Annotated in this window: 19 protein-coding genes; 15 read left to right on the top strand and 4 right to left on the bottom strand. The window is 51.7% G+C overall.

Annotated elements, in window-relative coordinates:
- The first annotated feature begins 164 nt into the window (after positions 1-164).
- Positions 165-1,304 carry a cyclic dehypoxanthinyl futalosine synthase gene (mqnC, locus tag ACZ439_RS07410; protein ID WP_054797971.1) on the top strand — a complete coding sequence of 380 codons (1,140 nt, stop codon included), beginning with the start codon at positions 165-167 and terminating at the stop codon, positions 1,302-1,304.
- Between the two features lie 162 nt (positions 1,305-1,466).
- On the opposite strand, the gene ACZ439_RS07405 is transcribed toward mqnC, so the two are convergent.
- From ACZ439_RS07405 to ACZ439_RS07395, 3 genes are all read right to left on the bottom strand, one after another.
- Positions 1,467-3,029, bottom strand: coding sequence for a L,D-transpeptidase (locus ACZ439_RS07405; RefSeq protein WP_464620830.1), 1,563 nt, complete (start codon positions 3,027-3,029; stop codon positions 1,467-1,469).
- Between the two features lie 320 nt (positions 3,030-3,349).
- On the bottom strand, positions 3,350-4,585 hold the full coding sequence (locus ACZ439_RS07400) for an ISL3 family transposase (RefSeq protein WP_464620829.1): 1,236 nt from the start codon (positions 4,583-4,585) through the stop codon (positions 3,350-3,352).
- 100 nt (positions 4,586-4,685) lie between these two features.
- Entirely contained in the window at positions 4,686-5,798 is a 1,113-nt protein-coding gene (locus ACZ439_RS07395; RefSeq protein ID WP_141335223.1) for a GGDEF domain-containing protein, read from the bottom strand.
- Positions 5,799-5,927: 129 nt separating this feature from the next.
- Here ACZ439_RS07395 and ytxC point away from each other — a divergent pair, with 129 nt between their 5' ends.
- The 5 genes from ytxC to ACZ439_RS07370 all read left to right on the top strand — a co-directional run bounded on the left by ytxC (position 5,928) and on the right by ACZ439_RS07370 (position 10,741).
- On the top strand, positions 5,928-6,851 hold the full coding sequence (gene ytxC, locus ACZ439_RS07390) for a putative sporulation protein YtxC (RefSeq protein ID WP_054796036.1): 924 nt from the start codon (positions 5,928-5,930) through the stop codon (positions 6,849-6,851).
- A gap of 322 nt (positions 6,852-7,173) precedes the next feature.
- Entirely contained in the window at positions 7,174-9,111 is a 1,938-nt protein-coding gene (thrS, locus tag ACZ439_RS07385) for a threonine--tRNA ligase (RefSeq protein WP_141335221.1), read from the top strand.
- Positions 9,112-9,277: 166 nt separating this feature from the next.
- A complete protein-coding gene (locus tag ACZ439_RS07380; protein ID WP_155614526.1) occupies positions 9,278-9,961 on the top strand; it encodes a 3D domain-containing protein in 684 nt (227 codons plus the stop codon).
- A gap of 60 nt (positions 9,962-10,021) precedes the next feature.
- On the top strand, positions 10,022-10,180 hold the full coding sequence (locus ACZ439_RS07375; protein ID WP_164751842.1) for a hypothetical protein: 159 nt from the start codon (positions 10,022-10,024) through the stop codon (positions 10,178-10,180).
- A gap of 171 nt (positions 10,181-10,351) precedes the next feature.
- Positions 10,352-10,741 carry a hypothetical protein gene (locus tag ACZ439_RS07370; RefSeq protein WP_174817585.1) on the top strand — a complete coding sequence of 130 codons (390 nt, stop codon included), beginning with the start codon at positions 10,352-10,354 and terminating at the stop codon, positions 10,739-10,741.
- Positions 10,742-10,832: 91 nt separating this feature from the next.
- Here the strand turns inward: ACZ439_RS07370 and ACZ439_RS07365 are convergent, their stop codons facing one another.
- Positions 10,833-12,125: an ammonium transporter gene (locus tag ACZ439_RS07365; RefSeq protein WP_464620828.1), complete on the bottom strand. Its 1,293-nt coding sequence runs from the start codon at positions 12,123-12,125 to the stop codon at positions 10,833-10,835.
- A 239-nt stretch (positions 12,126-12,364) separates the two neighbouring features.
- On the opposite strand from ACZ439_RS07365, the gene ACZ439_RS07360 reads away from it, so the two are divergent.
- The 9 genes from ACZ439_RS07360 to ACZ439_RS07320 all read left to right on the top strand — a co-directional run bounded on the left by ACZ439_RS07360 (position 12,365) and on the right by ACZ439_RS07320 (position 22,763).
- Complete coding sequence (locus ACZ439_RS07360; RefSeq protein ID WP_127608328.1) at positions 12,365-12,781, top strand: YugN family protein; 417 nt, start codon at positions 12,365-12,367, stop codon at positions 12,779-12,781.
- Positions 12,782-13,010: 229 nt separating this feature from the next.
- Positions 13,011-14,585, top strand: coding sequence for a S1C family serine protease (locus ACZ439_RS07355; protein ID WP_054800065.1), 1,575 nt, complete (start codon positions 13,011-13,013; stop codon positions 14,583-14,585).
- A gap of 150 nt (positions 14,586-14,735) precedes the next feature.
- Positions 14,736-15,428, top strand: coding sequence for a response regulator transcription factor (locus ACZ439_RS07350; RefSeq protein WP_127608326.1), 693 nt, complete (start codon positions 14,736-14,738; stop codon positions 15,426-15,428).
- A 1-nt stretch (position 15,429) separates the two neighbouring features.
- Complete coding sequence (locus ACZ439_RS07345) at positions 15,430-16,965, top strand: sensor histidine kinase (RefSeq protein WP_127608325.1); 1,536 nt, start codon at positions 15,430-15,432, stop codon at positions 16,963-16,965.
- A gap of 36 nt (positions 16,966-17,001) precedes the next feature.
- On the top strand, positions 17,002-17,955 hold the full coding sequence (locus ACZ439_RS07340; protein ID WP_054800066.1) for a 4-hydroxy-3-methylbut-2-enyl diphosphate reductase: 954 nt from the start codon (positions 17,002-17,004) through the stop codon (positions 17,953-17,955).
- A complete protein-coding gene (locus tag ACZ439_RS07335) occupies positions 17,883-18,518 on the top strand; it encodes a DUF2062 domain-containing protein (protein ID WP_236595999.1) in 636 nt (211 codons plus the stop codon). Before ACZ439_RS07340 ends, ACZ439_RS07335 begins: the two co-directional genes overlap by 73 nt.
- 131 nt (positions 18,519-18,649) lie before the next feature.
- Complete coding sequence (aroF, locus tag ACZ439_RS07330; RefSeq protein ID WP_054796092.1) at positions 18,650-19,702, top strand: 3-deoxy-7-phosphoheptulonate synthase; 1,053 nt, start codon at positions 18,650-18,652, stop codon at positions 19,700-19,702.
- 256 nt (positions 19,703-19,958) lie between these two features.
- The gene (glnA, locus tag ACZ439_RS07325; protein WP_127608323.1) at positions 19,959-21,383 is read left to right on the top strand and encodes a type I glutamate--ammonia ligase; all 1,425 of its coding nucleotides are present in this window, start codon (positions 19,959-19,961) and stop codon (positions 21,381-21,383) included.
- Between the two features lie 300 nt (positions 21,384-21,683).
- On the top strand, positions 21,684-22,763 hold the full coding sequence (locus ACZ439_RS07320) for a right-handed parallel beta-helix repeat-containing protein (protein WP_430106025.1): 1,080 nt from the start codon (positions 21,684-21,686) through the stop codon (positions 22,761-22,763).
- The last annotated feature ends 23 nt before the right edge of the window (positions 22,764-22,786 follow it).

Raw genomic sequence — 22,786 nt, 5'->3', positions numbered from 1 at the left:
CAAGCAAGAGAAAATCAATCAGCAGCGGCGTGTACATATCGCCTGCATGACCGGGCCGTCAGCTCCTTTGCGAGTTGGCGGCTTTTCTGTGAACACGGAGCGGGGCATATAGCCGTAGGGAAGCTTTTTGTGGTACGATGGAAGACATAAAGGAGATGAGAGCGATGAGTTCCGTCGATCGGATATTGGAGCAAGCGCTGGCCGGCCATCGGATTAGCGCGGAAGATTGCGTCACGTTATACGAATCAGATCAAATCGAGAAAATGGGGCACGTTGCGAATCAGATCATGCTGCGGCATCATCCGGAGCCGATTACGACCTTCGTCATCGGACGCAATGTGAACTATACGAATATTTGCGATGTCTATTGCCGTTTTTGCGCCTTTTATCGGGCTCCGGGCTCGAAGGAAGGGTATGTGCTTCCGGATGAAACGATTTTCCAGAAAATCCAGGAAACGATAGACGTAGGCGGTACCGAGATTTTGATGCAGGGCGGTACGAATCCGGATCTGCCGTTCAGCTATTATACAAATTTACTGCGCGAGATTAAAACAAGGTTCCCGAACATTACGATGCACTCCTTCTCGCCGGCAGAAATCATGAAGATGAAAGAGGTTTCCGAAGGCTTATCTCTGGAAGAAGTCGTCCGTGCGCTGCACGAAGCCGGACTCGATTCGCTGCCGGGCGGAGGCGCGGAAATTTTGGACGACCGGACCCGTCGGAAAATCAGCCGTCAAAAGGGTTCTTGGACCGATTGGATGGAAGTCATGAAGACGGCGCATCGCATTGGGATGAATACGACGGCTACGATGGTGATCGGCTTTGGCGAGACGAATGAAGAGCGGGCGCTGCATCTGCTGCGCGTTCGTGAAGCTCAAGACGCTTGCATCGCGGCGGGCTACCCTTCGGAAGGGTTCCTTGCGTTCATCTCGTGGACGTTCCAGCCGGACAACACGAATTTGAAAGCCGAGAAGCTCGGGGCCGACGCTTATTTGAAGAATGTGGCCATCAGCCGCATCATGCTCGATAATATCAAAAACTTCCAGTCGTCCTGGGTCACGATGGGGCCGGAGGTCGGCAAGCTGTCGCTGCATTACGGCTGTAACGATTTCGGTTCGACGATGATCGAGGAGAACGTCGTTTCCGCCGCAGGCACGACGCATAAAGTGACCATCTCCTCCACGCTGGACCTGATCCGTCAGGCTGGCAAAATCCCGGCGCAGCGCAACACGCGTTACGAGATTTTGCGCATATTCGACGATGCGTCCGTGAAGGTCGAGAACGACTTTATTATGCAGAACTAAACAATAGCTGAAATCGATTGGCTGCCTTATTGGCGTATAATATAAAGCGCCTGGCAAAAGAAATAGCGGAACTGTGATTTCTTATTGGCTTCCTTGTCAGCATGTAGACTGATAAGGAAGCTAACAGCGAATCATAGTTCCGCTTTTTGATCTTTTCATCCTTCAGCCCAGCCAATGGAAAAGAATGCCTTTTGCGGTTTCAACCGGCTTCAGCGGGCCGCTTTGCGACCGTGCACCAAGCAGCAGCGCCTCTGTAAGCGCTGGCGTAGGAGCCGTAGAGTCTGCTGCGACGGCAGGCGCAGGAGCCCAAGCGTCCGCCGCGGCGACGTTCGCGCTTGCTGTGCCGCCAGGCTCCGCCGGCACAATCACAACCTGCGCCCCGCGCGGGGTCAGCGGATAAAGCGAAGCCATCTCTTCGTTGCTCAGGCGGATGCATCCGAGCGAGACGCTGCGGCCGATCGAAGATACGTCCGTGGTGCCGTGAATGGCAATGCTGCCGAGGCTGAGCGCTGCGGCGCCGTATACGCCGGGGGAACGTCCTTCGGGCTCGATAACGCGGTTGCCAACTGTGAATGAGCCCGTCGGCGTAGGCGTGCTGTCCGAACCGAGACCGATGCGGTACCGGGCGATCGGCCTATCGCCGGTTCGCAGCTCCAGCGAATGCTGCGCGGCTTCGACGACCAGCTGTACGGGCGTATACGGAATCGGCTCGTCTCCTGTTTCCGTGTTCGGGTAAAACATGCTCTCCGCATCCGCCGCTTCACGGTCGTAAACCCAGCCGCCCGATCCATTAAAAAAGGTTCGGACCAAGGCCGAACCGGATTGACCTTCCGCGGGAAGGAAGCTCATATAATTGTTGGGGTAATCTTGCAGCAGATCGTCAAGCCGGGGCGGTGCGGTGCCGTGCTCCGATATATAAGCGTTCAGTGCTGTGCGGACAATATTCGCTCCGACCGCTGTCAATTCAGGATGAACAAACCGGATTTTCACCGCTTGATCGATCGCCGGATTGTACTCTGCAACGACGAAAGCTTGCCGCTTCCAATCATCATTCGTCAGAGGCACCGCTTTCTGCTCCGCACCGGCTGCCGAGGAGGCGATTCCATAGATGACAATATGCGCGTTAGGGTAGGCTTCAGCAAGCTTTATAGCTTTTTGATGAAGCTCATCCTCGACTTTACGGTTCGGCTCGCCGTGCGGGAAGTGCAGGAGAAACGGCTTCTCGACGCTCTCATAGGTGACCGATTTTCCAACGGTGAAGGGTGATAACACGGTGACGGCTTTGGATATCGCGGACGGTGCAAAAAAAATGAGCAGCAATGCGATGTTGATCATGAACAACGTCATAACGAGAACCTTGAGGAATAAAGGAAAGGCCCGTTCCGCCCGCTGCTCCGGAGTTGGTCCGGCGATCGTTCCCGAAGCTGTAGCTGCACCCGCTGCCGCGTTCTGCTCCAGACGGCGAATGGCCCCGGACGCTTGATAATAATAAGGTGAGGGATAGACCTTCATCGATTGTTTGTAGTGGTAGAGCGCTTTCGATTTCAGTCCTTTTTGATCAAAATGCTGCCCTAACCGGTAATGGGCTTCAGGTGAATGCGGATCGAGGTAGCGGATCACCTTCTCGTGATATTTGGGATCATGGCGGTTGACATACAAGTTTTTATGCAGGTGTACCAATTGTTGTGCCGCGGGAGACGGAAATCGGCCTTGCGACTGCTTCATGACGAACCTCCTTCGACGAGAAGTTATACCATGAAACAAATTGTATCATGAATCATAGAAATGCTCAAATAAAATACATTATGTATCATATAAATCAAAAAAGGCTCTTCGCCACTAGCGATGCTACCAGCCAAAATTAGCTCTACGAATTTCCAGAAAACCTTTGAAAATCGGACAAGGGAATTGGTATAGATGCTTCGCTCCACGTCCACCATCTGTTGCAGCATAAACAAGACTACAAATGGGCATACTGGTGCTGGACAAGGGAATTGGTTCAGGTGCGAGCGATGCGTGGCTCCATGCTGTTGCCAATTCTTTTCTTATTTCAAGGCGAAGTTCAGCTTTCCTGCCAATACGTAGACCATAGCGATGATGTTCTTTTCGGAGCGGTAGCCTCGGGCCTTCCGTTTGGCCGCTTGAAATAAGCTATTTACGCCTTCGAGCAGACCGTTTGTCAGTTTGGATGAAAACCATCGGACGACGCCATCGTAGTGGTTTTGCAGCATTTTGGCGACTTCGACCATTGGAGCCAGTCGACAACGCAGTCCCCACTGAATCCAGTCTTGCAGCACCATAGGTGCGATTGCAGCCGGATAGCGATAGATCTCCTGGAGGATCAGCCGCATCCGGTAGGCTTTGGCGGTATCCAGATCGCAGTCCTTCAGTTTCGCCATCGTTTCTTGTTGCGCAGCAGTCAGATTTTCCGGGTTTTTCAACCACATATATCGCGTGTCTTTTAGTTCTGCGCAGCTCTTCCGTTCGGTACGGCGCACTTCATCAACGGCTTCGTTTGCGGCCTGTATCACATGGAATTTGTCGAAGGTGATCGAGGCTTTTGGAAAGTTCTCCTCTGCACCTTTGATGAAGGCTGGCGACATATCCATGCAAACCTCGGTAATGTTTTCGGCTTTGCCGCCATGAGATTCCAGTTGCTTCTTACACTCGCTCCATGTGCTGGAATCTTTGCCCTTGGTTACGCAGATGACATTTTTCTGCTCCGGGTCCATGAATATGGTGATGTAGTTGTGACCACGTTTGGCCGATGTTTCGTCGGTATTGATCTTCGTCACATACGAGAGATCCTGTGCTGCGATGGCATTATCGACATAGTGATGGAGAATCCGCCACAAGCGTGTATCGTGCTCGCCTACAAATCGGCTGATGGCGTTCATCGGCATATCTTTAGCCAGTGCTATGATAAGCGCATCGAAGTGCAGGGTGAAATAGTGTTTCGGTTTGTCTAACGCCCAAGGCACGTTGACCCCAGTGATGGAATTACATTGGTCGCACTTGGTTCGGGGAAGCTCTGCATGAATATAGCAGGGATATTCGAAGAAATTCAGATGCCGCCATGTGCGGTCATGATTGGCAATATCTCGAACAGGTTGATTAGGGGCTCCGCACTTGGCACAAGGAAATAGCGCCCGCTGACGAAACTTCACATACACGTCCAACTGCTTGGCTTCCAGGCTGAAATCAACCCGATCGATATACCACGGCTCGGGAATATGAAGCAGTTCTTCCAACTGACCTTCATTAAGATTTGCTACAAACATTTGAAAACACCTCATCCTCTACTGGTCTCTTAATTTCCAGTATTGACAGGTGTTCGCACTTTAAACAGCGAAGAAGCTCAAAAAAAGACCCCTGCATCCATCACGATGTTAGGGTCATCGGCTCATCTTGATAAATCTCCAGGCGATTGCGTCCTTTGTGTTTGGCCCGATACAGAGCGGTATCCGCTTTGCCGAACAACTCTTCCTTCGCGCACCCTCTTCGAAACTCGTAAAGCCCGATGCTGATCGTCACTTGATTGCCGTTCAGCTCTTCGTGGCGAACCGCAGCGATGTGGTGGCGAATTCGCTCCAATTGACTTATGGTATCCGTTACATCGGTTTCTGTAAACAGGATGGCGAATTCTTCGCCGCCGTAACGCGCAGGAAAGTCATTGGGAGATACCGAGCGCTGCAGGATGCCGGCGACCTTGCTTAAGACGGCGTCTCCTGCCCGATGCCCGTAGGTATCGTTTACTTTCTTGAAGTGGTCGATGTCGAGGAGTGCCAACTGAAACGATAGCTCGCTTTGTTCGCCTTGGCGGATCAGCACCTCTAAATACTCGTGGAACGACATATGATTGTATAAGCCGGTAAGCGCATCGGTTTTTGCCTGCTTATCCATCATTATATTTTTGACAAGCAAGTCTTGTTCGGAGGCAAGAGTGGAGCGTAAATCTTTGAGCAAATCGGTGCCGCGGCTCATAATTTCCAGTCCGACGAAAGCGCCGATCAATAAAATTAACGTCATCGCAAAAGCGTCGAGCCACCCGTACTGCGTCGTCTGACGAAGCAGCAGCGCATACAGGCCATAGTATGTAAATAAACTGACGCAAAAAGCAAAAATGACTTTGCGCCTTTGGAAATAAAAGACGGAAGTCAATATCGGCAGAAACAGTGTCGTAAGCGTCGGGCTGACCAAAGGAAAAGCGGAAATCAGGTTCGCGGAGAGGAGGGCGCCGCCCAGAATAATGATGTAGTCGCTCCATTGCTTCGACAGGCCGTATGCCGCTTCAACGACTAAAAGCCCGATACAAGTCCACAGCGCATGCAGACCGACACGAGCGACTGTAAAATCGATAGCATTCGTAAAGCGACCGAACCAGGCAATGATAACCGTGGCTGCAATGGACAATACAGCCATTCCCCAATAACCGTTCAAGATCCTCCGGTTCCAACGCGGTAATTTCACATGATTAACCACATCGAAAACCATAAGGCTTCACTCCATAATTCTGTGTAAATCTCATATATTACTATACCACGGACGCTTGTTATTTGTATATATGAGACTCAGGGGCCATATACTTTAAAGGAAATCAACGGCCCGAAAGGAGTGGATGGCATGAAGCTGTTAACGGTGTTTGCATCGAAGCGCACGGAACTGCAGGCGGATCTCCTCAGCCGCGTATTGACGCGTTCCGGCGACCTGCTACATAACGAAAACAAAATCCATATGACCTTGGAACGGCGGCAAGGGTTGAGCGCGATTGAAATCTCAGGGCGGCTCCCGGCTTTTGAGTTAAAGAAGGATGGGAAACGCGTTTATGACGAGACGGCTCAGGCGCTGGCGGAATACATTATTGGCGAAGAAGAGCCCCTGCTGCTTCGCAAACTGATACGGGACGAATATCATTACAAGCAAGAGCAAGAATTGGACCAAATTCTAAGCTATTGCGAGCAGTTGCTGGGTTCCAGAAGCGAGAACGATCCGGAGAAAAGGGCGCCTTTCCTGCGGCGCAAAGCGTTGATCGCTTCGGAAATCGCGGATTATATTCAGGAGCAAACCGAACTGCATTTGGACGGATTTATTCGCTTTCGTCTGCAGGCTTATAAGCAAGAGCTGCACGATATCGTCGAATATGCGGTCGATGAATATGTGATGGACCGGCAGTATCAGGAATTCATTTCATTGCTGCAATATTTTGTCTATATACAGGAAGCGAAGATTCCATTCGTACACTTGATTCATAAAGGCGGCAGTGAATTCATGCTGCTGAATGACCGGATGGAAAAGATCGACACGGACGATCCGGAGACCGTCGTGACGGTAGAACTGCTGGAGAAGGATATGAACTTCGAAGACATGATCGTCAGCACGCTGATCACCGTATCTCCGCAGAAAATCTATATCCACACACGCGAGCCGGAAACGCAGGTGATCAAGACGATTTCGCAAATTTTTGAAAATCGGGTGGAGCTGTGCGGGTATTGCCGGTTATGCCAAAACCTTGACCATTCGACCGCCGCTGAATATAATAAAGGCTAAGGCAACGATCAAAGACATGAATGGTTGAAGCGCCGCCCAGAGAGAGGGAACCCGGCTGAAAGTCCCTTCGGAACGATTTCGTCCATTTACCCCTTTGTAGCCGTGAGATGGAACGGCGTCAGGTCAGGCGTCCAGTATATGTCACCGGGTCATTCCCGTTACCGAATGCTGGAGGATCCGCAAAGCGAAGCAGGAACGGTTTCGATACCGAGCTGCCCAAAGCGTCTGAGCGGATTGAATTAGGGTGGAACCACGAGCTAAGCGCACTCGTCCCTTTCGGGAGGAATGCGCTTATTTTTATTGGATATGGAGGATGAACAAGATGGCAGTTAAGGTAACTTTTCCGGACGGAGCGGTTCGGGAGTATGAGAGCGGCATTACGGTAGAAGAAGTGGCGGCTTCCATCAGCAGCGGGCTGAAAAAGAATGCGGTCATCGGCAAAGTGAACGGAAAGCCGGTCGATTTAAATACGGCAATCGAAGAAGATGCGGCGCTTGAAATCGTTACGCTCGACAGCGAGGCCGGGATCGAGGTGTACCGTCACAGCACGGCGCACCTGATGGCCCAGGCGATCAAACGGATTTACGGCGACAAAGCCGTGAAGCTGGGCATCGGTCCGGTCATCGAAGACGGATTTTACTACGATATCGATATGGAGACTTCCTTAACTCCGGACGATTTGACCAAAATCGAGAAAGAAATGGAACGCATCGTGCAGGAGAACTTGCCGATCCGCCGTCGCGTCGTCAGTCGTCAGGAAGCGATCGCCATTTTTAGCGAGCTTGAGGATCCGTTGAAGCTGGAGTTAATTCGCGATTTGCCGGAAGATTCCGTCATTACGATTTATGATCAAGGCGAGTTTTTTGACTTGTGCCGCGGTCCGCATTTGCCTTCGACCGGCCGTATCAAAGCGTTCAAGCTGCTTAGCGTGGCCGGCGCTTACTGGCGCGGCGACTCCAAGAACAAAATGCTGCAGCGCATCTACGGAACGGCTTTCCCTAAGAAGGCTGAGCTTGACGAGCATCTGCATCTCTTGGAAGAAGCGAAGAAGCGCGATCACCGGAAACTGGGCAAGGAGCTGAATATTTTTACGTTCAGCAACGAGGTCGGACAAGGCTTGCCGCTTTGGCTGCCGCATGGTTCCAAAATTCGCCGCACGATGGAACGTTACATCGTCGATTTGGAGGAGCGCCTCGGCTACCAGCACGTCTATACGCCGGTTCTCGCCAACGTTGAGCTATATAAGACAAGCGGACACTGGGACCACTACTCGGAAGATATGTTCCCCAAAATGGTGATGGACAACGAGGAGCTTGTGCTTCGTCCGATGAACTGTCCGCACCATATGATGGTATACAAAGCCGAAATGCGCAGCTACCGCGATCTGCCGGTCCGAATTGCCGAGCTCGGCACGATGCACCGTTACGAAATGTCAGGCGCTTTAACAGGGCTCCATCGGGTGCGCGCCATGACGCTTAACGATGCGCACATTTTCTGCCGTCCGGATCAAATCAAGGAAGAGTTCGCGCGCGTCGTCAACCTGATTCGTCACGTGTACGAAGACTTCGGGATTAAGGATTACCGTTTCCGCTTATCCTACCGCGATCCGAAGGATACGGAGAAATATTTCCCGAACGACGAAATGTGGGAAATGTCCCAGCGTATGCTGCGGGAAGTCGTGGAAGAGCTCGGGTTGCCGTTCTTTGAAGCCGAGGGCGAGGCGGCCTTCTACGGACCGAAGCTCGATGTCCAGATCAAAACCGCACTCAAGAAGGAAGAGACGCTCTCTACCGCGCAGCTCGATTTCCTGCTGCCGGAACGCTTCCAGCTCGAATATGTAGGTACAGACGGTCAAAAGCATCGTCCGGTCGTGATTCACCGCGGCATCATCTCCACGATGGAGCGTATGACCGCCTTCTTGCTGGAGAACTTTGCCGGCGCATTGCCGACTTGGCTGAGCCCGGTGCAGGCGAAAGTTCTGCCGGTTTCCGGCAACTTTGACGCTTACGCCAAAGAGGTGCAAGAGAAGCTGCAATTGGCCGGCGTGCGTGTGGAGGCCGATCTGCGCAATGAGAAGCTCGGCTATAAAATTCGCGAGGCGCAGCTTGAGAAAATTCCTTACATGCTCGTTGTCGGCGAGAATGAAGTGCAAGCTGGCGGAGCATCCGTCCGTAAACGCGGCCAAGGGGACTTGGGCGCGCAAAGTCTGGATCAAGTCATCGCGATGATCCAAGAAGACATCCGCACCAAACAGGTTTAACTTCTATCGGCGCTGAAGCCAGCCCGGCAAGCCTCATCCTTAGGGATGAGGCTTTTTTGCGTTTTGACGTTAGTCCCGGCCTCCTGGCGATATTTGGAAGAGTAGCGTATAGAACCTCCCCGCAATGGACAGCCTTTTATATTAAGGGGAGGTTTTAAAAAAACTTATGTTACCTAGAACCGCAAGCCATGCAAAATGGATTTGTTTCATCGCGTTGATGCTGTCCGTATTGATATGGTTTGAAAATAAGCGACAGCCGTCCGTCTTACCTGAAAGCGGACAATCGACGCGAGTCGAAGCCATTACGGCTTCCGCGCCGAATGTTCTTGCTTCATCCAAAACGACGACGGTTACCCATTCCCAGCCAGAGAGCAAGCCTGTAACGGCCGCTAATAACGCCGAGGCCCGTGCGGCAAGCCGACAACAAAACTACAAGCTGTTTCCGCATCAACGGCAGGATCTTACGAAACTGACGGCCGTTCAAGTAACGGCGACGGGCTATTACGCAGGTAGAGAATCGACCGGCAAAAACCCGGGCCATCCCGAGTACGGTGTAACCTATTCCGGGCTCAAGGTGACGCGGGATCACACCTCTTTTTCTACGATTGCCGCCGATCCGCATGTATTTCCGTTAGGTACGGTGCTGTACATTCCGGGTTACGGCTACGGCGTCGTCGCCGATACCGGCAGCGCCATTAAAGGGAAGCGAATTGACTTGTATTTCGAGACCAAAGATCAAGTGTACAAAGAATGGGGCAAGAAAACATTGAATGTATTTGTCGTCAAAAAAGGCGGCGGCAAAATTACCGAAGCGCTATGGAACCAGCTCAAGGAAGAGCTGCTGCTATAAGTTTCCATCATAACCCACCACCTTTCGGACCATACTATGGTTGTCAGGGAGGTGATAGCGATGGCCACTAACAAACAAAACAACAAAATTCAAAACCAAAACCAAAAGTACAACGCTGAGTTTTCCGAAGAAGTAGGGGCTGAAGCAGGGGCTGCTGCTGCTGAGAACAACGCGAAGAATGCCGTGCAAAACCGAAAAGCAAATGAATCTCAAAAATAAAGCAAGTATACTTCATACAACAACGGAGACTTGGACGCTTAACGTCCAGGTCTCTTTTTTAGTGTTTGCCTGTTTTCGCTTATGTTAAATTTAATGTTTTCAAAGGCTGTATTTTAGTGTAAAATAAATCTATTGTTATGAATGTTAACATATTAGGACAGGTGATGTTTCATGATCAACGCTTTGCTGACAGGGAACTCGATGCGCGTAAATAAGCGAAAAGCGGCTGAGATATACCCTTTTTTAGAAGCTTACATCGCTCATAGAGAGGCGCAAATCACGGAAATCGAGCAAGCGATCGGACGTTATGAGAAACGGCGTGCAATGGAAGAACGAAGCTATCAGTCTATGTCAGCTTTTCGCCGTATATTTGCGGGTAAAAAGCCGGATCATCATCTTGCCGTCGAATACATTCATTATGTGAAAAAACCTATGGAACAAATTCGATCGCTGCGTCTGGAGGTCGAGCAAGCCCGTGCCATCTTGACCGAAAGTCAGCCTACCGACTTGATCGACGTTAGCGAAGAGCTGGAGAAAGAACTGCAATCGAAACCTGTATAGATCGTAAGGGTTAGCGCTTCTGTCGCGAGACGGAAGTGTTTTTTTGTTGCGAGGGAAACCCGAGGCTGTCTTGCGGCAGCCTCAGGTTGACTTATCGATTTTTAAGCTGTTTCAGCTCGATGAAATCGTGCTCCTGGCTGTAGGCCGGGACGCCGTGGATACCGACATCGAGGCCGACGAGTTCTTCGTCGCGGCTGACGCGGATGGGAACCATTTTATTGATCAGCTTGAAGGCGATCCAGGTCATGGAAAAGCCCCAGATGATGATGACGACTAAGCCGAGCGCTTGAACGCCGAGCAATTGGAAGCCGCCGCCGTAGAACAAGCCGCTGTAGCCTTGGCCGATGCCTTCCGTCAGTTCAGGCTGGGCGAAGAGTCCGACGGCGAGCGCTCCCAGGCTGCCGCTAACGCCGTGAACCGCGAACGCGCCGACCGGATCGTCGATCCGTCTCGATTCAAGAAATTCGGTTGCGAATACCATGGCGATCCCGCATACCGCACCGATCAGGATCGCCGCCAAGTCGCTGACGAACGCGCAGCCGGCCGTGATGCCGACGAGACCCGCTAACGAGCCGTTAATGACCATCGGCGGGTCCGCTTTACGGTAGCGGATCATCGTAAACAGAATGCAAGTCGCTCCGCCGGAAGCGGCCGCAAGCATCGTCGTGACGGCGATGTGGCCGATCGAACCGTTGGTTGCGCTGAGCGTGCTGCCCGAATTGAACCCGAACCAGCCGAACCATAAAATAAAGGCGCCGACGGAGGCGAGCGGCAAGTTGGACGGCGGCACGATGTTCGCCGCGCCGCTTTCCGAAAACTTGCCGATCCGCGGTCCGATCAGGATCGCCGCGGCCAAGGCTGCAAAGCCGCCTAAAGCGTGGATGGTGGCCGAACCGGCGAAGTCAATCATGCCGAGGCCGCCGAGCCAGCCGCCGGCGCTCCATACCCAGTGTCCGGCAATCGGGTAAATAAAACCTGTCATGGCAACGGTGAACAAGATGTACGCATGAAAATTGATCCGTTCCGCCACCGCTCCGGAGACGATGGAGATGACGGCGATGACGAATGCGCATTGGAACAACCAGTACGTATCATGCGTAATCGTAAGCTGAATATGGGAAAGATCTCCTCCCATGATAAAGCCGGTCGTTCCGATCAAGCCGTAGAAATCTTTGCCATACATGAGTCCGAAACCGAAAAAGAAAAAAACAAGAGCCCCGAAGGCAATGTCGACGAATACCTTCATGATGATGCTGACGGCGTTTTTTTGCCGAACGAACCCGGCTTCCAACAAAGCGAAGCCGCCTTCCATCAACAAGATCATGGCAGCGGTCAGCACGACCCAGATCGTATCCAAACCGCTCTGTATGGCGGCTAAATCCATGAACGTTCACTCCTCTTTTTACTCATTGAAGCGTTTTCGTTCCTCATTATAAGGTTCTCATGACAACAATGTCAACGGAATGCGTTAGATTAATTTACATACGCAATAATCCGTCAACGAACCCTGTTCCGCGGCTTGGACCCGAAAAATGATTGAACCGGGCGATGAGCATATTTTTTCCGGAAAACGTTCATCCTATCTAGGAGTTTGGGTATGAATTTTTTTGCGGAGGGGATCCCATGGTTCCATTGGAGTCGACGCTGGTCGGACGCGAGGAAGCTTTCAATCAGGTCCGGCAGTATTTAAATACGAAGGAGTTCTCGCTCGGCGGGAACTGGGATTACGACCACGGTTATTTCGATCGGTATTTGGACGAAGCGCACAAGGTGTGGCTGCGCATACCGTTCCAGGTGACCCACGGGGTGCTCGACGGCGATAATGAATCGACGACGGCGGTTATTGAGATTGGTTCCCCGTTTGTGCTGAAGCACGTGTACAATGAAGGCATGGATAAGAACGCCCAGGCCGGTTTCGTGACGTCGTTGGTTAACCAATTTCAAGATCCGCTCGACAAAAACGCTCCGGTGGAGGACAAATGGGTGAGCCAAGCGAAGACGCTGCTGAAAGAAGTGGAGAGCGGCTGGCTTCCCCAATGAAATCGAATGGCTGCTCGAAGACCAAGGCTGAGCCCTCTGGTCTTCTTTGGGCTGACTATCCCTCGGGTGAACGTCTCCCAGGAAGTATACATACTTTTAACTCCGTTTTAGGTTTCTTTAAGGTTTCTTTAAGGTTCGACGTGCAATATGTGAATCAAGGGGAACGAATCCTCCAGCAGCAGTTGCCATTATATCAATCTCGTAGTTTGAGAAACGGAGGGCATGGAAGATGGATCAAAACAACAACAATAACAACAATTATAACCCGTTTAACGATTTCTTCCGCAAGCCGGAAGAGCGGGAGCGGCGCGAACAGACGACAAGCGATAATGAGGGGGCGAAAACTAGCTTGCCGGAAGAGACGGAAAGCCGCTCTTCGCACTATTTCGCTTACGGTCCTTATAAACCGAAGGCTTCGACTTCGGATTCAATGGCCGGCGACAGCGTCGGTTCCGCTCCAGTCGAAGTGACGCCGCCCAAACCGGTTCGTTCTTATTATACAAACGAGAGCGCTGAGCAGCCGTCTGCCGGTCAATGGCAGTTCGGCAAGCCGCCGAAGAAGAACAGCGGTTTCCGGGGCTTGTTCATCTCGTTCATGGCGGGTGTGCTGGTCGTCGGCTCGTTGATGTTTGCCTCGGACCGCATGAACCTGTTCACCGGCGCGCAAGGCGTGATGGCCGGTAACGGTTCGGGCTCGACAGGCTCGGCGTCGGCAGGCTCCTCGAACAATGGCGGGGTGAAGCCGACCGCGCTCGATATGTCCCGTCCTAACAACATCTCGGGAATCGTCGAACAGGCGAGCCCTGCGGTCGTGAAGATCGAGACGAAGGTGAAGGCGAAGAGCTCTTCGAGAGGCGGCAGCTCGCTCTTCAACGATCCGTTCTTCCGTCAATTTTTCGGCGACGACTTCGGGACGAACGGACAGCAGGACAATTCCGGACAATTGCAGCCCGGCGGGATGGGAACCGGTTTTATCTTCGAGAAATCCGGATATATTCTGACTAACGAGCACGTCATCGAAGGCGCGGACGAAATTTGGGTATACGTGCAGGGTCACGAGAAGCCGTTCAAAGCCGAACTGCTCGGCAACAGCTACGATCTCGACCTCGCCGCGCTGAAAATAACGCCGGAAAACGGCAAAGAATTCCCGGTTCTGCCGCTCGGCAGCGCGGACGATTTGAACGTAGGCGATTGGGTCGTGGCGATCGGCAACCCGTACGGCTTTGATCATACGGTCACCGTTGGCGTCTTGAGCGCGAAAGAGCGTCCGATCAGCATCCCGGATCAGAACGGCACGCGCGATTACAAGCATTTGCTGCAAACCGACGCGTCGATTAACCCGGGGAATTCCGGCGGCCCGCTGCTTAACCTGAACGGTGAAGTGATCGGCATCAATACGGCGGTTAGCGCACAAGCGCAAGGCATCGGCTTTGCGATTCCGACGAGCACAATCTCTTCGGTTCTTGACAACCTGAAGAACAATGTAAAAATTCCGAAAGAGCCGGCTCCGTATATGGGCATTTCCATGCAGGATATCGACAAGGAATGGATTGCCGAGCTGAAGCTTGAAAATAACGAAGGCGCAATCGTCGCGCAAGTCGAGCGTAAGAGCCCGGCCTTCAGCGCAGGGATTCGTCCTTACGACGTCATCGTCGAATTGAACGGCACGAAAGTGAAGACGTCTTCGGAAATCAGTGAAGCAATCAAGAAAACGAAGGTTGGCGATAAAGTAAGCCTGGGCATTATGCGGGACGGCAAGAAGCAAGTCATTGAAGTAACGATCGGCAACCGCAATGCGGAATAATATGCCGTAAGCGCAAGCTTGCAAGGGAAAGAAGCAGGGCAACGTATGCAGAAAAGCCCTGCTTCTTTTTTTGCGTGAAGACGAGCTGGCACCATTAGATTCGGCAAGCAAATTCCGTTACAATAAAGGCAGAGGCAGGTGTATACCGAAATGAGAGAAAAAATATTAGTCATCGACGACGATGAGAAAATTACGTCCATGCTCCGCCGCAGCCTGGCTTTCGAAGGGTACATGGTGTTTACCGCCAATCACGGCATGGACGGCTTGAAGCAAATACTGGAGAACGAGCCGGATGTTGTCATCCTCGATGTCATGATGCCGCAGCTCGACGGCTGGGAGGTCGTCAGACGCATTCGCGAAGGCGGCTCCGATGTGCCGGTGCTGATGCTGACCGCGAAGGATGAAGTGTCCGATCGGGTAAAAGGTCTCGATTTGGGAGCGGACGATTATTTGGTCAAGCCGTTCGCGCTCGAGGAGCTCTTAGCTCGCGTTCGCGTTCTCCTGCGGCGCAAAACGTCCGAGAAAGCCGAGACCCAGGCGAACAAGCTGCAGTATCAGGATGTGTTCATGGATCTCGATACGCGCGAAGTGTTCCGGGGCGGCCAACGGATCGAGCTGACGACGAAGGAGTTCGATCTGCTCCACCTGTTCCTGCAAAATCCGCGCCGCGTCTTGTCCCGCGATATCATTATGGAAAAAATATGGGGATACGACTACAGCGGAGAATCGAACGTGCTGGAGGTATATATTGCGCTGCTTCGGCAAAAAACGGAGGAGTACGGGCATAAGCGCCTGATACAGACCGTGCGCGGAGCGGGTTATGTGCTAAGAGGAGAAGGCTGACATGTCGATACGTCTGCGCCTGACGTTATGGTACACCGGGATACTGACGGCTACGTTGCTGATCCTGGCGTTGGGGCTTTATTTTTTCATGAACTACATTTTGTTTAGCGGCATCAAGACGGAATTAAAGGACGAGGCGAATTATGTGCTTCAACGGGTCCGGGCGCTGCCTACGGTATCGTCGCAAGGCTTCAGCTTCAATTTCGAGCTGGAGGGACGAAACTCGATTCGCAGCAGCAAGCTGCTGGTACAGATCGTCAATTTGCAGGACGGGCGTAAATTTCGCGCATCGGACTTAATAGAAGCGGGCATCGAATTTCCGGATGTGACGCCGTCTAAAGTCAACTGTGTGCTTGCCCAGGAATGCGTGTTCGACAAGGTGAAAATCGACGGATACGACTTTCTCGTTTACAACGCGCCGGTGTATCCAACCGCGTTCTTCGGCCCGAAGGACCAGCCGATCGGCATGCTGCAGGCGGCTTTCTTCGTTGGGCAATCCGAACGGGTGCTCGTGCTGCTGCGTTTGGTGCTGACTTTGTCCATGCTGCTTGTGATCGTGCTCGCCGCCTCGATCGGGTGGTTTCTCGCGAGGAAGGCGCTGCGCCCGATCGAACAGGTCATAGCGGCGACCAATCAGATCGAGAAGGGGGCGGATCTGCAGCGGCGCATCGAGTATCAGGGGCCCGGCGACGAAATCGGCGTGCTGATCGAAACGATCAACGGCATGCTGGGCCGGCTTCAGGGCGCTTACGCCGAGCTGGAAGAAGCTTATAGCGCGCAGCGGCGGTTCGTCTCGGACGCGTCGCACGAGCTGCGGACGCCGCTCACGACGATTCGCGGCAATGTCGAGCTGCTCGAGAAGATGTGGAAGCAGATGATGCAGGCAGAGCCGTCGAATTTGCCGGCCGTGGAGCTCAGTCTGGAAGCGATGCGCGATATTTCCGGCGAAGCGCAGCGGATGTCCAGGTTGGTTAATGACCTGCTGGCGCTCGCGCGGGCGGATGCGGGCTTCCAGATCGAGAAGCGGGAGCTGGCGGTGAAGCCGCTGCTGGAAGAGGTGGCGCGCAAAGCTCAGATGCTTCCGCGCTCAGCCGAATGGATCGTGGGAGATTTATCGCCGGCCGAGGATATTTCCATCTACGGCAATCAAGATTATTTGCAGCAGCTGATTTTCATTTTCATCGAGAATGCGTTCAAGTACACGGAGCACGGCTTCGTGCGGATGGACGCGCTGCGTCACGGCGGGCAGGTCGGGATTCGTATCGCAGACACGGGAATCGGCATGGAGAAAGAGGAAGTGCCGCATATCTTCGAACGGTTCTACCGGGCGGACGTGTCACGGGGACAAAAAACCGGCACCGGTCTAGGCTTGTCGATCGCCAAGTGGATCATTGACGAGCATCAGGGGTCCATCGAAGTAACGACGAGCAAAGGCGAAGGGACGACGTTCGTGGTCTGGTTTCCGGTTGCCCACGGATCGGGGCTCGAGGGCGGTCGGGAGAGCAGCCATTCCATCGGTGAGGGGAATGAGGTATAATAAAAATAAAGACTATTTTCGACAGGCGGTGCAAGCGTGGACGTGATCAAAATATCCCCCCGCGGTTATTGTTACGGGGTTGTGGATGCTATGGCGTTGGCCATGCAAACGGCCAAAAACTTTAATCTGCCGAGGCCTATATATATATTGGGCATGATTGTGCATAACGCCCATGTGACGGATTTCTTCGAGAAAGAAGGCATCGTGACGCTGGACGGATCGAACCGCCTTGACATCTTGGATCAGATCGAGCAAGGCACGGTCATTTTCACGGCGCACGGCGTTTCGCCGGAGGTTCGCCGCCGCGCGCGCGAGAAGGGGCTGGCTGTCGTGGATGCGACTTGTCCCGACGTGACGAAGACGCACGACTTGATTCGCGAGAAAGCGGCGGAAGATTACCATATCATCTATATCGGGAAGAAAGGCCATCCCGAGCCGGAAGGAGCGATCGGCGTCGCGCCGGAGCGCGTGCATTTGATTGAAAAGTCGGAGGAAATCGACGAGCTCGGGCTGAGCGCGGAGAAGATCGTGATCACGAATCAAACGACCATGTCGCAGTGGGATATCAAGCATATTATGAATCGTCTGCTCGAGAAATTCCCGCATGCCGAAATTCATAATGAAATATGCCTGGCGACGCAGGTGCGTCAGGAAGCGGTAGCCGAACAGGCGAAGGATGCCGATCTCGTGCTTGTCGTCGGCGATCCGCGCAGCAACAACTCGAACCGGCTGGCTCAGGTGTCCGAGGAGATTGCAGGCGTGAAGGCCTATCGTATTGCGGACATCACCGAACTGAATACGGAATGGCTGAAGCCGGTGCGGCGCGTAGCCGTAACGTCCGGGGCATCGACGCCGACGCCCATTACGAAAGAGGTTATTCATTTCCTGGAGCAGTACGAGGCGAACGATCCGGCTACATGGGAAATTCGCCGGACCGTCAATTTGAGCCGGTTAATTCCTACGCCAAAAACGAAAGCAGCCGCAAAGTAATCGACAAGGAAGGAAATGGACAACAGCAAATGCGTAAAATGGCGAAACTCAAAAAAACGTTCCAACTCCGATCCATTGGCCGCTGGTTTCGATATAAATATTTGCAGTTGACCCGGGCCAAAGGCGGGCCTGCCTTGGTAGCCATGGGCTTTTCGATCGGGATATTCGTCGAGATGTTCACGCTTCCGACGGGCGGGCTTGCTTTTTTGCTCATCTTTCCACTGGTATACTTGCTTCGCGCAAGCGTGGCGTCCGCTCTTCTCGGCTTTATGTTCGGTAAAGTTATTTATTTGCCGCTGATGTTTTTTCATCGCCAGATGGGGGCGCTCGTGCTGCCTCACGGCATTCACGGCGCTTGGATCGAACGATTGCCGGAATGGCTGGACCGATTCCTGAAGTTCTATTTGAAGCTGTTCGTCGGAGGCGTGATCAACGGTCTCATTCTTGCCATCATCGCTTACTTTCCGATCCGCTGGACGCTGCAATGGGTCGACCAAAACCGTAAAGAGAAGCGGCGTAAACGAAAAGAACAACTGCTGCTGCCAACGAACGGGAACGGATAACGATCATAAAATAATCAAGACTTGACGGAGAGAGGGTCTCCGTTGTATATTTGCTTTAGTGATTAAAAGCTTAAAAGCGTATAAGCGTCGAAGCGTCTATGTACGAAAATTTGACCGAGAGGGTGTTCCGCATGATCGCTATCATTTCGAATAAAACACCGGAAGAGCGCATTTCCGAAATCGTTCACCATATTGAGAAGCACGACGTGAAAGCTCACATTTCACGCGGCGTAGACCGTACCGTTATCGGTATCGTCGGGAATGCGGGCCCTGTGCTGGCCGAGCAGCTGCGTCAATTGTCCGGCGTCGAGCAGGTTGTGAAAATCTCGAAGTCCTATAAGCTGGCCAGCCGCGATTTTCATCCCGATCCCACGATCATTCAATTGAAAGGCGTGGAGATCGGCGGCGATCAGCTGGTCGTCATGGGCGGACCGTGTGCCGTCGAATCGCCGGAGCAGATCGATGAGATTGCGCGGCTGGTGAAGGCCAGCGGCGCACAAGTGCTGCGCGGCGGTGCATTTAAACCAAGAACGGGTCCTTACAGCTTTCAAGGCGTCGGCGTCGAAGGTCTCGTCATGATGGCGGAAGCCGGCAGGAAGCACGGGTTGCTGACGATCACCGAAGTGATGACGCCGGAATACGTGGATGTCTGCGCTGAGTACGCCGATATTTTGCAAGTCGGCACGCGCAATATGCAAAACTTCGATCTGCTGCGCAAGCTCGGCCAGATTCAAACGCCGGTGCTTCTCAAGCGGGGATTCAGCGCGACGTACGATGAGTTTCTGAATGCGGCTGAATATATACTGGCTGGCGGAAACCCGAACGTTATGCTTTGTGAGCGCGGAATCCGAACGTTCGAGTCTTATACCCGAAACACGCTTGATCTGGCGGCGATTCCGGTGCTGCAGTCGCTCAGCCATCTGCCGGTGATTTCCGATCCGAGTCACGGCACGGGTCGTCGCGAGCTTGTCGAACCGATGAGCAAGGCGTCCGTTGCCGCAGGAGCGAACGGGCTCATCGTCGAGATGCATACGGACCCCGACAACTCCATGACGGGAGACGGCGTTCAGTCGCTGTTCCCGGACCAATTCGCCCGGCTGATGCAGGATTTGGAGAAGCTGGCGCCGTTGTGCGGCAAACGTTTCGATACCGTCAAGGAACCCGTCGCCGCTGTGAACTCGTAACCGAATATTCGTTTTTTTACAGAAGGATGCTTGATCTCAGGCGGATGCCGCAAGAGATTAAGCATTTTTTTGTCGAAAATGTGACTAAAACCCGGCCGGGTGTGAGCATACCTAACACCTTCATAAAAAATACCTTACATAACTATTGACGGCTCTTGATGCGAAGTTTTATAATAACCACATATCCAAGAGAAAACTTGAACAATGTTCGCTCGAACAGGTCAAAATGTTCGGAATTTAGGAGGTAAGTGAGTCCATGTCAGTTCAAAACGTGTTAAATACCATCAAAGAAAAAGGCATCGAGTGGGTAGATTTCCGTTTCGTCGATCTTAACGGTAGAGCGCATCATATCTCCCTTCCTGCATCTGAAGTTGAAGAAGAGACTTTCCAAAACGGCGTAGCCTTCGACGGTTCTTCCATCGTCGGTTTCAGAGGCATCGAAGAGTCCGACATGGTTATGATGCCGGATACGGAATCCTCCTTTGTCGATCCGTTCACTGCTCATCCGACATTGGTTATTATGTGTAACATCCATACGCCTGATGGCGAGCGTTATGAGCGCGATCCGCGCAGCATCGCTCAGAAGGCTGAAGAATATTTGAAAAAAGCCGGCGTAGGTACGGCAGCATTCTTTGCTCCGGAATCCGAATTTTTCATCTTCGACGAAGTTCGTTTCGAGAGCAAACAAAACTCTTCTTCCTACTTCGTAGATTCCGAAGAAGCTCACTGGAACTCGAACCGTAAAGAAGAAGGCGGCAATCTCGGCTTTAAAGTAGGCCATAAAGGCGGATACGTGCCGGTTGCTCCGACGGATTCCCAACAAGACATCCGTTCCGAAATGTGCCGTCTGTTGATCGAATCCGGTCTTCGCATCGAGCGTCATCACCATGAAGTGGCGACTGCGGGTCAAGGCGAGATCAACTTCCGTTTCGATACGTTGACGAAAACAGCCGATAACTTGATGAAATACAAATATATCGTGCAAAACACAGCTCGCCAATACGGCAAAGTGGCTACGTTCATGCCGAAACCGCTGTTCGGCGATAACGGTAGCGGGATGCACGTTCACCAATCGATCTTTAACGGCGACCAGCCTTTGTTCTATGACAAGAACGGTTACGGTAACTTGAGCGAGCTCGCTTTGAACTACATCGGCGGTATCTTGTACCATGCACCGGCTTTGATCGCATTGACGAACCCGAGCACGAACTCGTTCAAACGTTTGGTTCCTGGTTACGAAGCGCCGGTTAACCTCGTGTTCTCCAAAGGCAACCGTTCGGCAGCCGTTCGTATTCCGGTGGCCGCTGTAACGCCTAAAGGCTGTCGTATCGAGTTCCGTACACCGGACAGCACGGCTAACCCTTACCTCGCATTCGCAGCCATGCTGCTTGCAGGTCTGGACGGCATCAAGAAGAAAATCGATCCTCGCGCCCTCGGTTACGGCCCGCTCGACAAGAACATCTACGAGCTGTCCGATGCAGAGAAAGGCGAAATCCGCAGCGTACCGGGTACGCTCGACGAAGCGCTTAACGCGCTCGAAGCGGACTATGAGTTCTTGACGGAAGGCGGAGTCTTCACGAAAGACTTCATCGACAACTACGTTTCCTTGAAACGTGACGAAGCGAAAGCTGTTTCCATCCGCATTCATCCGCACGAATATTCGTTGTACTTCGATCTGTAAGGATTAACAAACCTGTTTTCAATAAGACTGCTCTATAAGTCCATAAGACTTGTGAGCAGTCTTTTCGCTTATTATCTACAATTTTTGTAGTCGGTGAGAAGCTTCGCTTGATGTAGAACTGACTTTTTATGGATAAAATTGTCTATAATATTTAAAAAATGGGACCAAACAATTAAAAATTAGGTCTCCTAATGTATGGTATTAAGTACTATAATTACTAATATCAAGATTTCGTCATAGAGAGGACATGTAATGGATCATTTGAAGAACGAACGAGTTACACGTAGGAAGCTAATTCAAATGTTAAGTACATTCGGGATCGGAATGATCGCGCTCGGTAAAGGTGCTAAAGATAGTTTTTTGCAAGGTTATGAAGCAAAAGCAGAGGCGTCTCCGTATGCAGCATTGTTCGCTAATGTTAAAGATTTCGGAGCAAAAGGTGACGGGAAAAGTGATGATACATTCGCCATTCAAAAAGCTATTAATAGAAGTTTGGATAAATCTGTTTTTTTTCCTTCAGGTACTTATCTGATATCATCCTCTATCGTCGTCCCTCTCTACATCTCCCTTTTAGGTGAGGGAAATAAGTCAAGAATAAAAAGTACAGCCGCTGTTCCTATGTTTATCCTCTCATCCATCAATCAGTATGGTAACCGTTACGGCGTTATTAGAGATTTGTGCATAGACGGGGATCATAAAGCGACTTCGGGCATTGAATTAAACAACGTTGTGGTTGGCAGAAGCTTTTATGATTTGCAAATCAACAATATTAATGGCACAGCTCTTCAGTTGGATGCAACCCAGAACTGCAACTTTCAAAGCTTGCATATTGAAGTAGCACAAATGGGGATCGCCTTGCTTAACGGTGCCGGAAACAACTTATTTACGAGAATTGAAATTGAAAAAATTAGTCGTTTCGGTCTTATTATGGATGTTGATCCGTCCATAAAAGGGTATAACAATAACGGATTTAATAACAGTGCTACCAATAACTCCTTCCTGAAGGCTGTGATCGAAAGAGGCAACGCTCAATACGGGATTAAGATTAATTATGGAAATAAGAATGTTTTCAGGGACTGTGACATCACATTGGGGGCGGAGGGCGGAGAATCTATCGTCAAGATTGAGAAAGACGGAAACTTAAATTATTTTGAAAACTGCAATTTTCCAGGGGCACTTGGAGGACATCCGGCCGTCATCCAAAAAGGGTATAAAAATTATTTGAAAAATTGTTGCTTCGAAAGTTATAAGAAAGGAACAGAGGTCATTCAAGTTTACAATAAAACCATCGTTGAATTTCCACATTTCGGTGACCCATCTTATAAAATTGTCAATAAGGAAGGGAATGCTAAATACAACCTTGCGATTAGGTCGGAATAATATACGGATTACAATCGTATCAA

The organism is Paenibacillus sp. JCM 9796, assembly GCF_055379675.1.
This window is presented reverse-complemented; position numbering and strand designations above follow the sequence as displayed.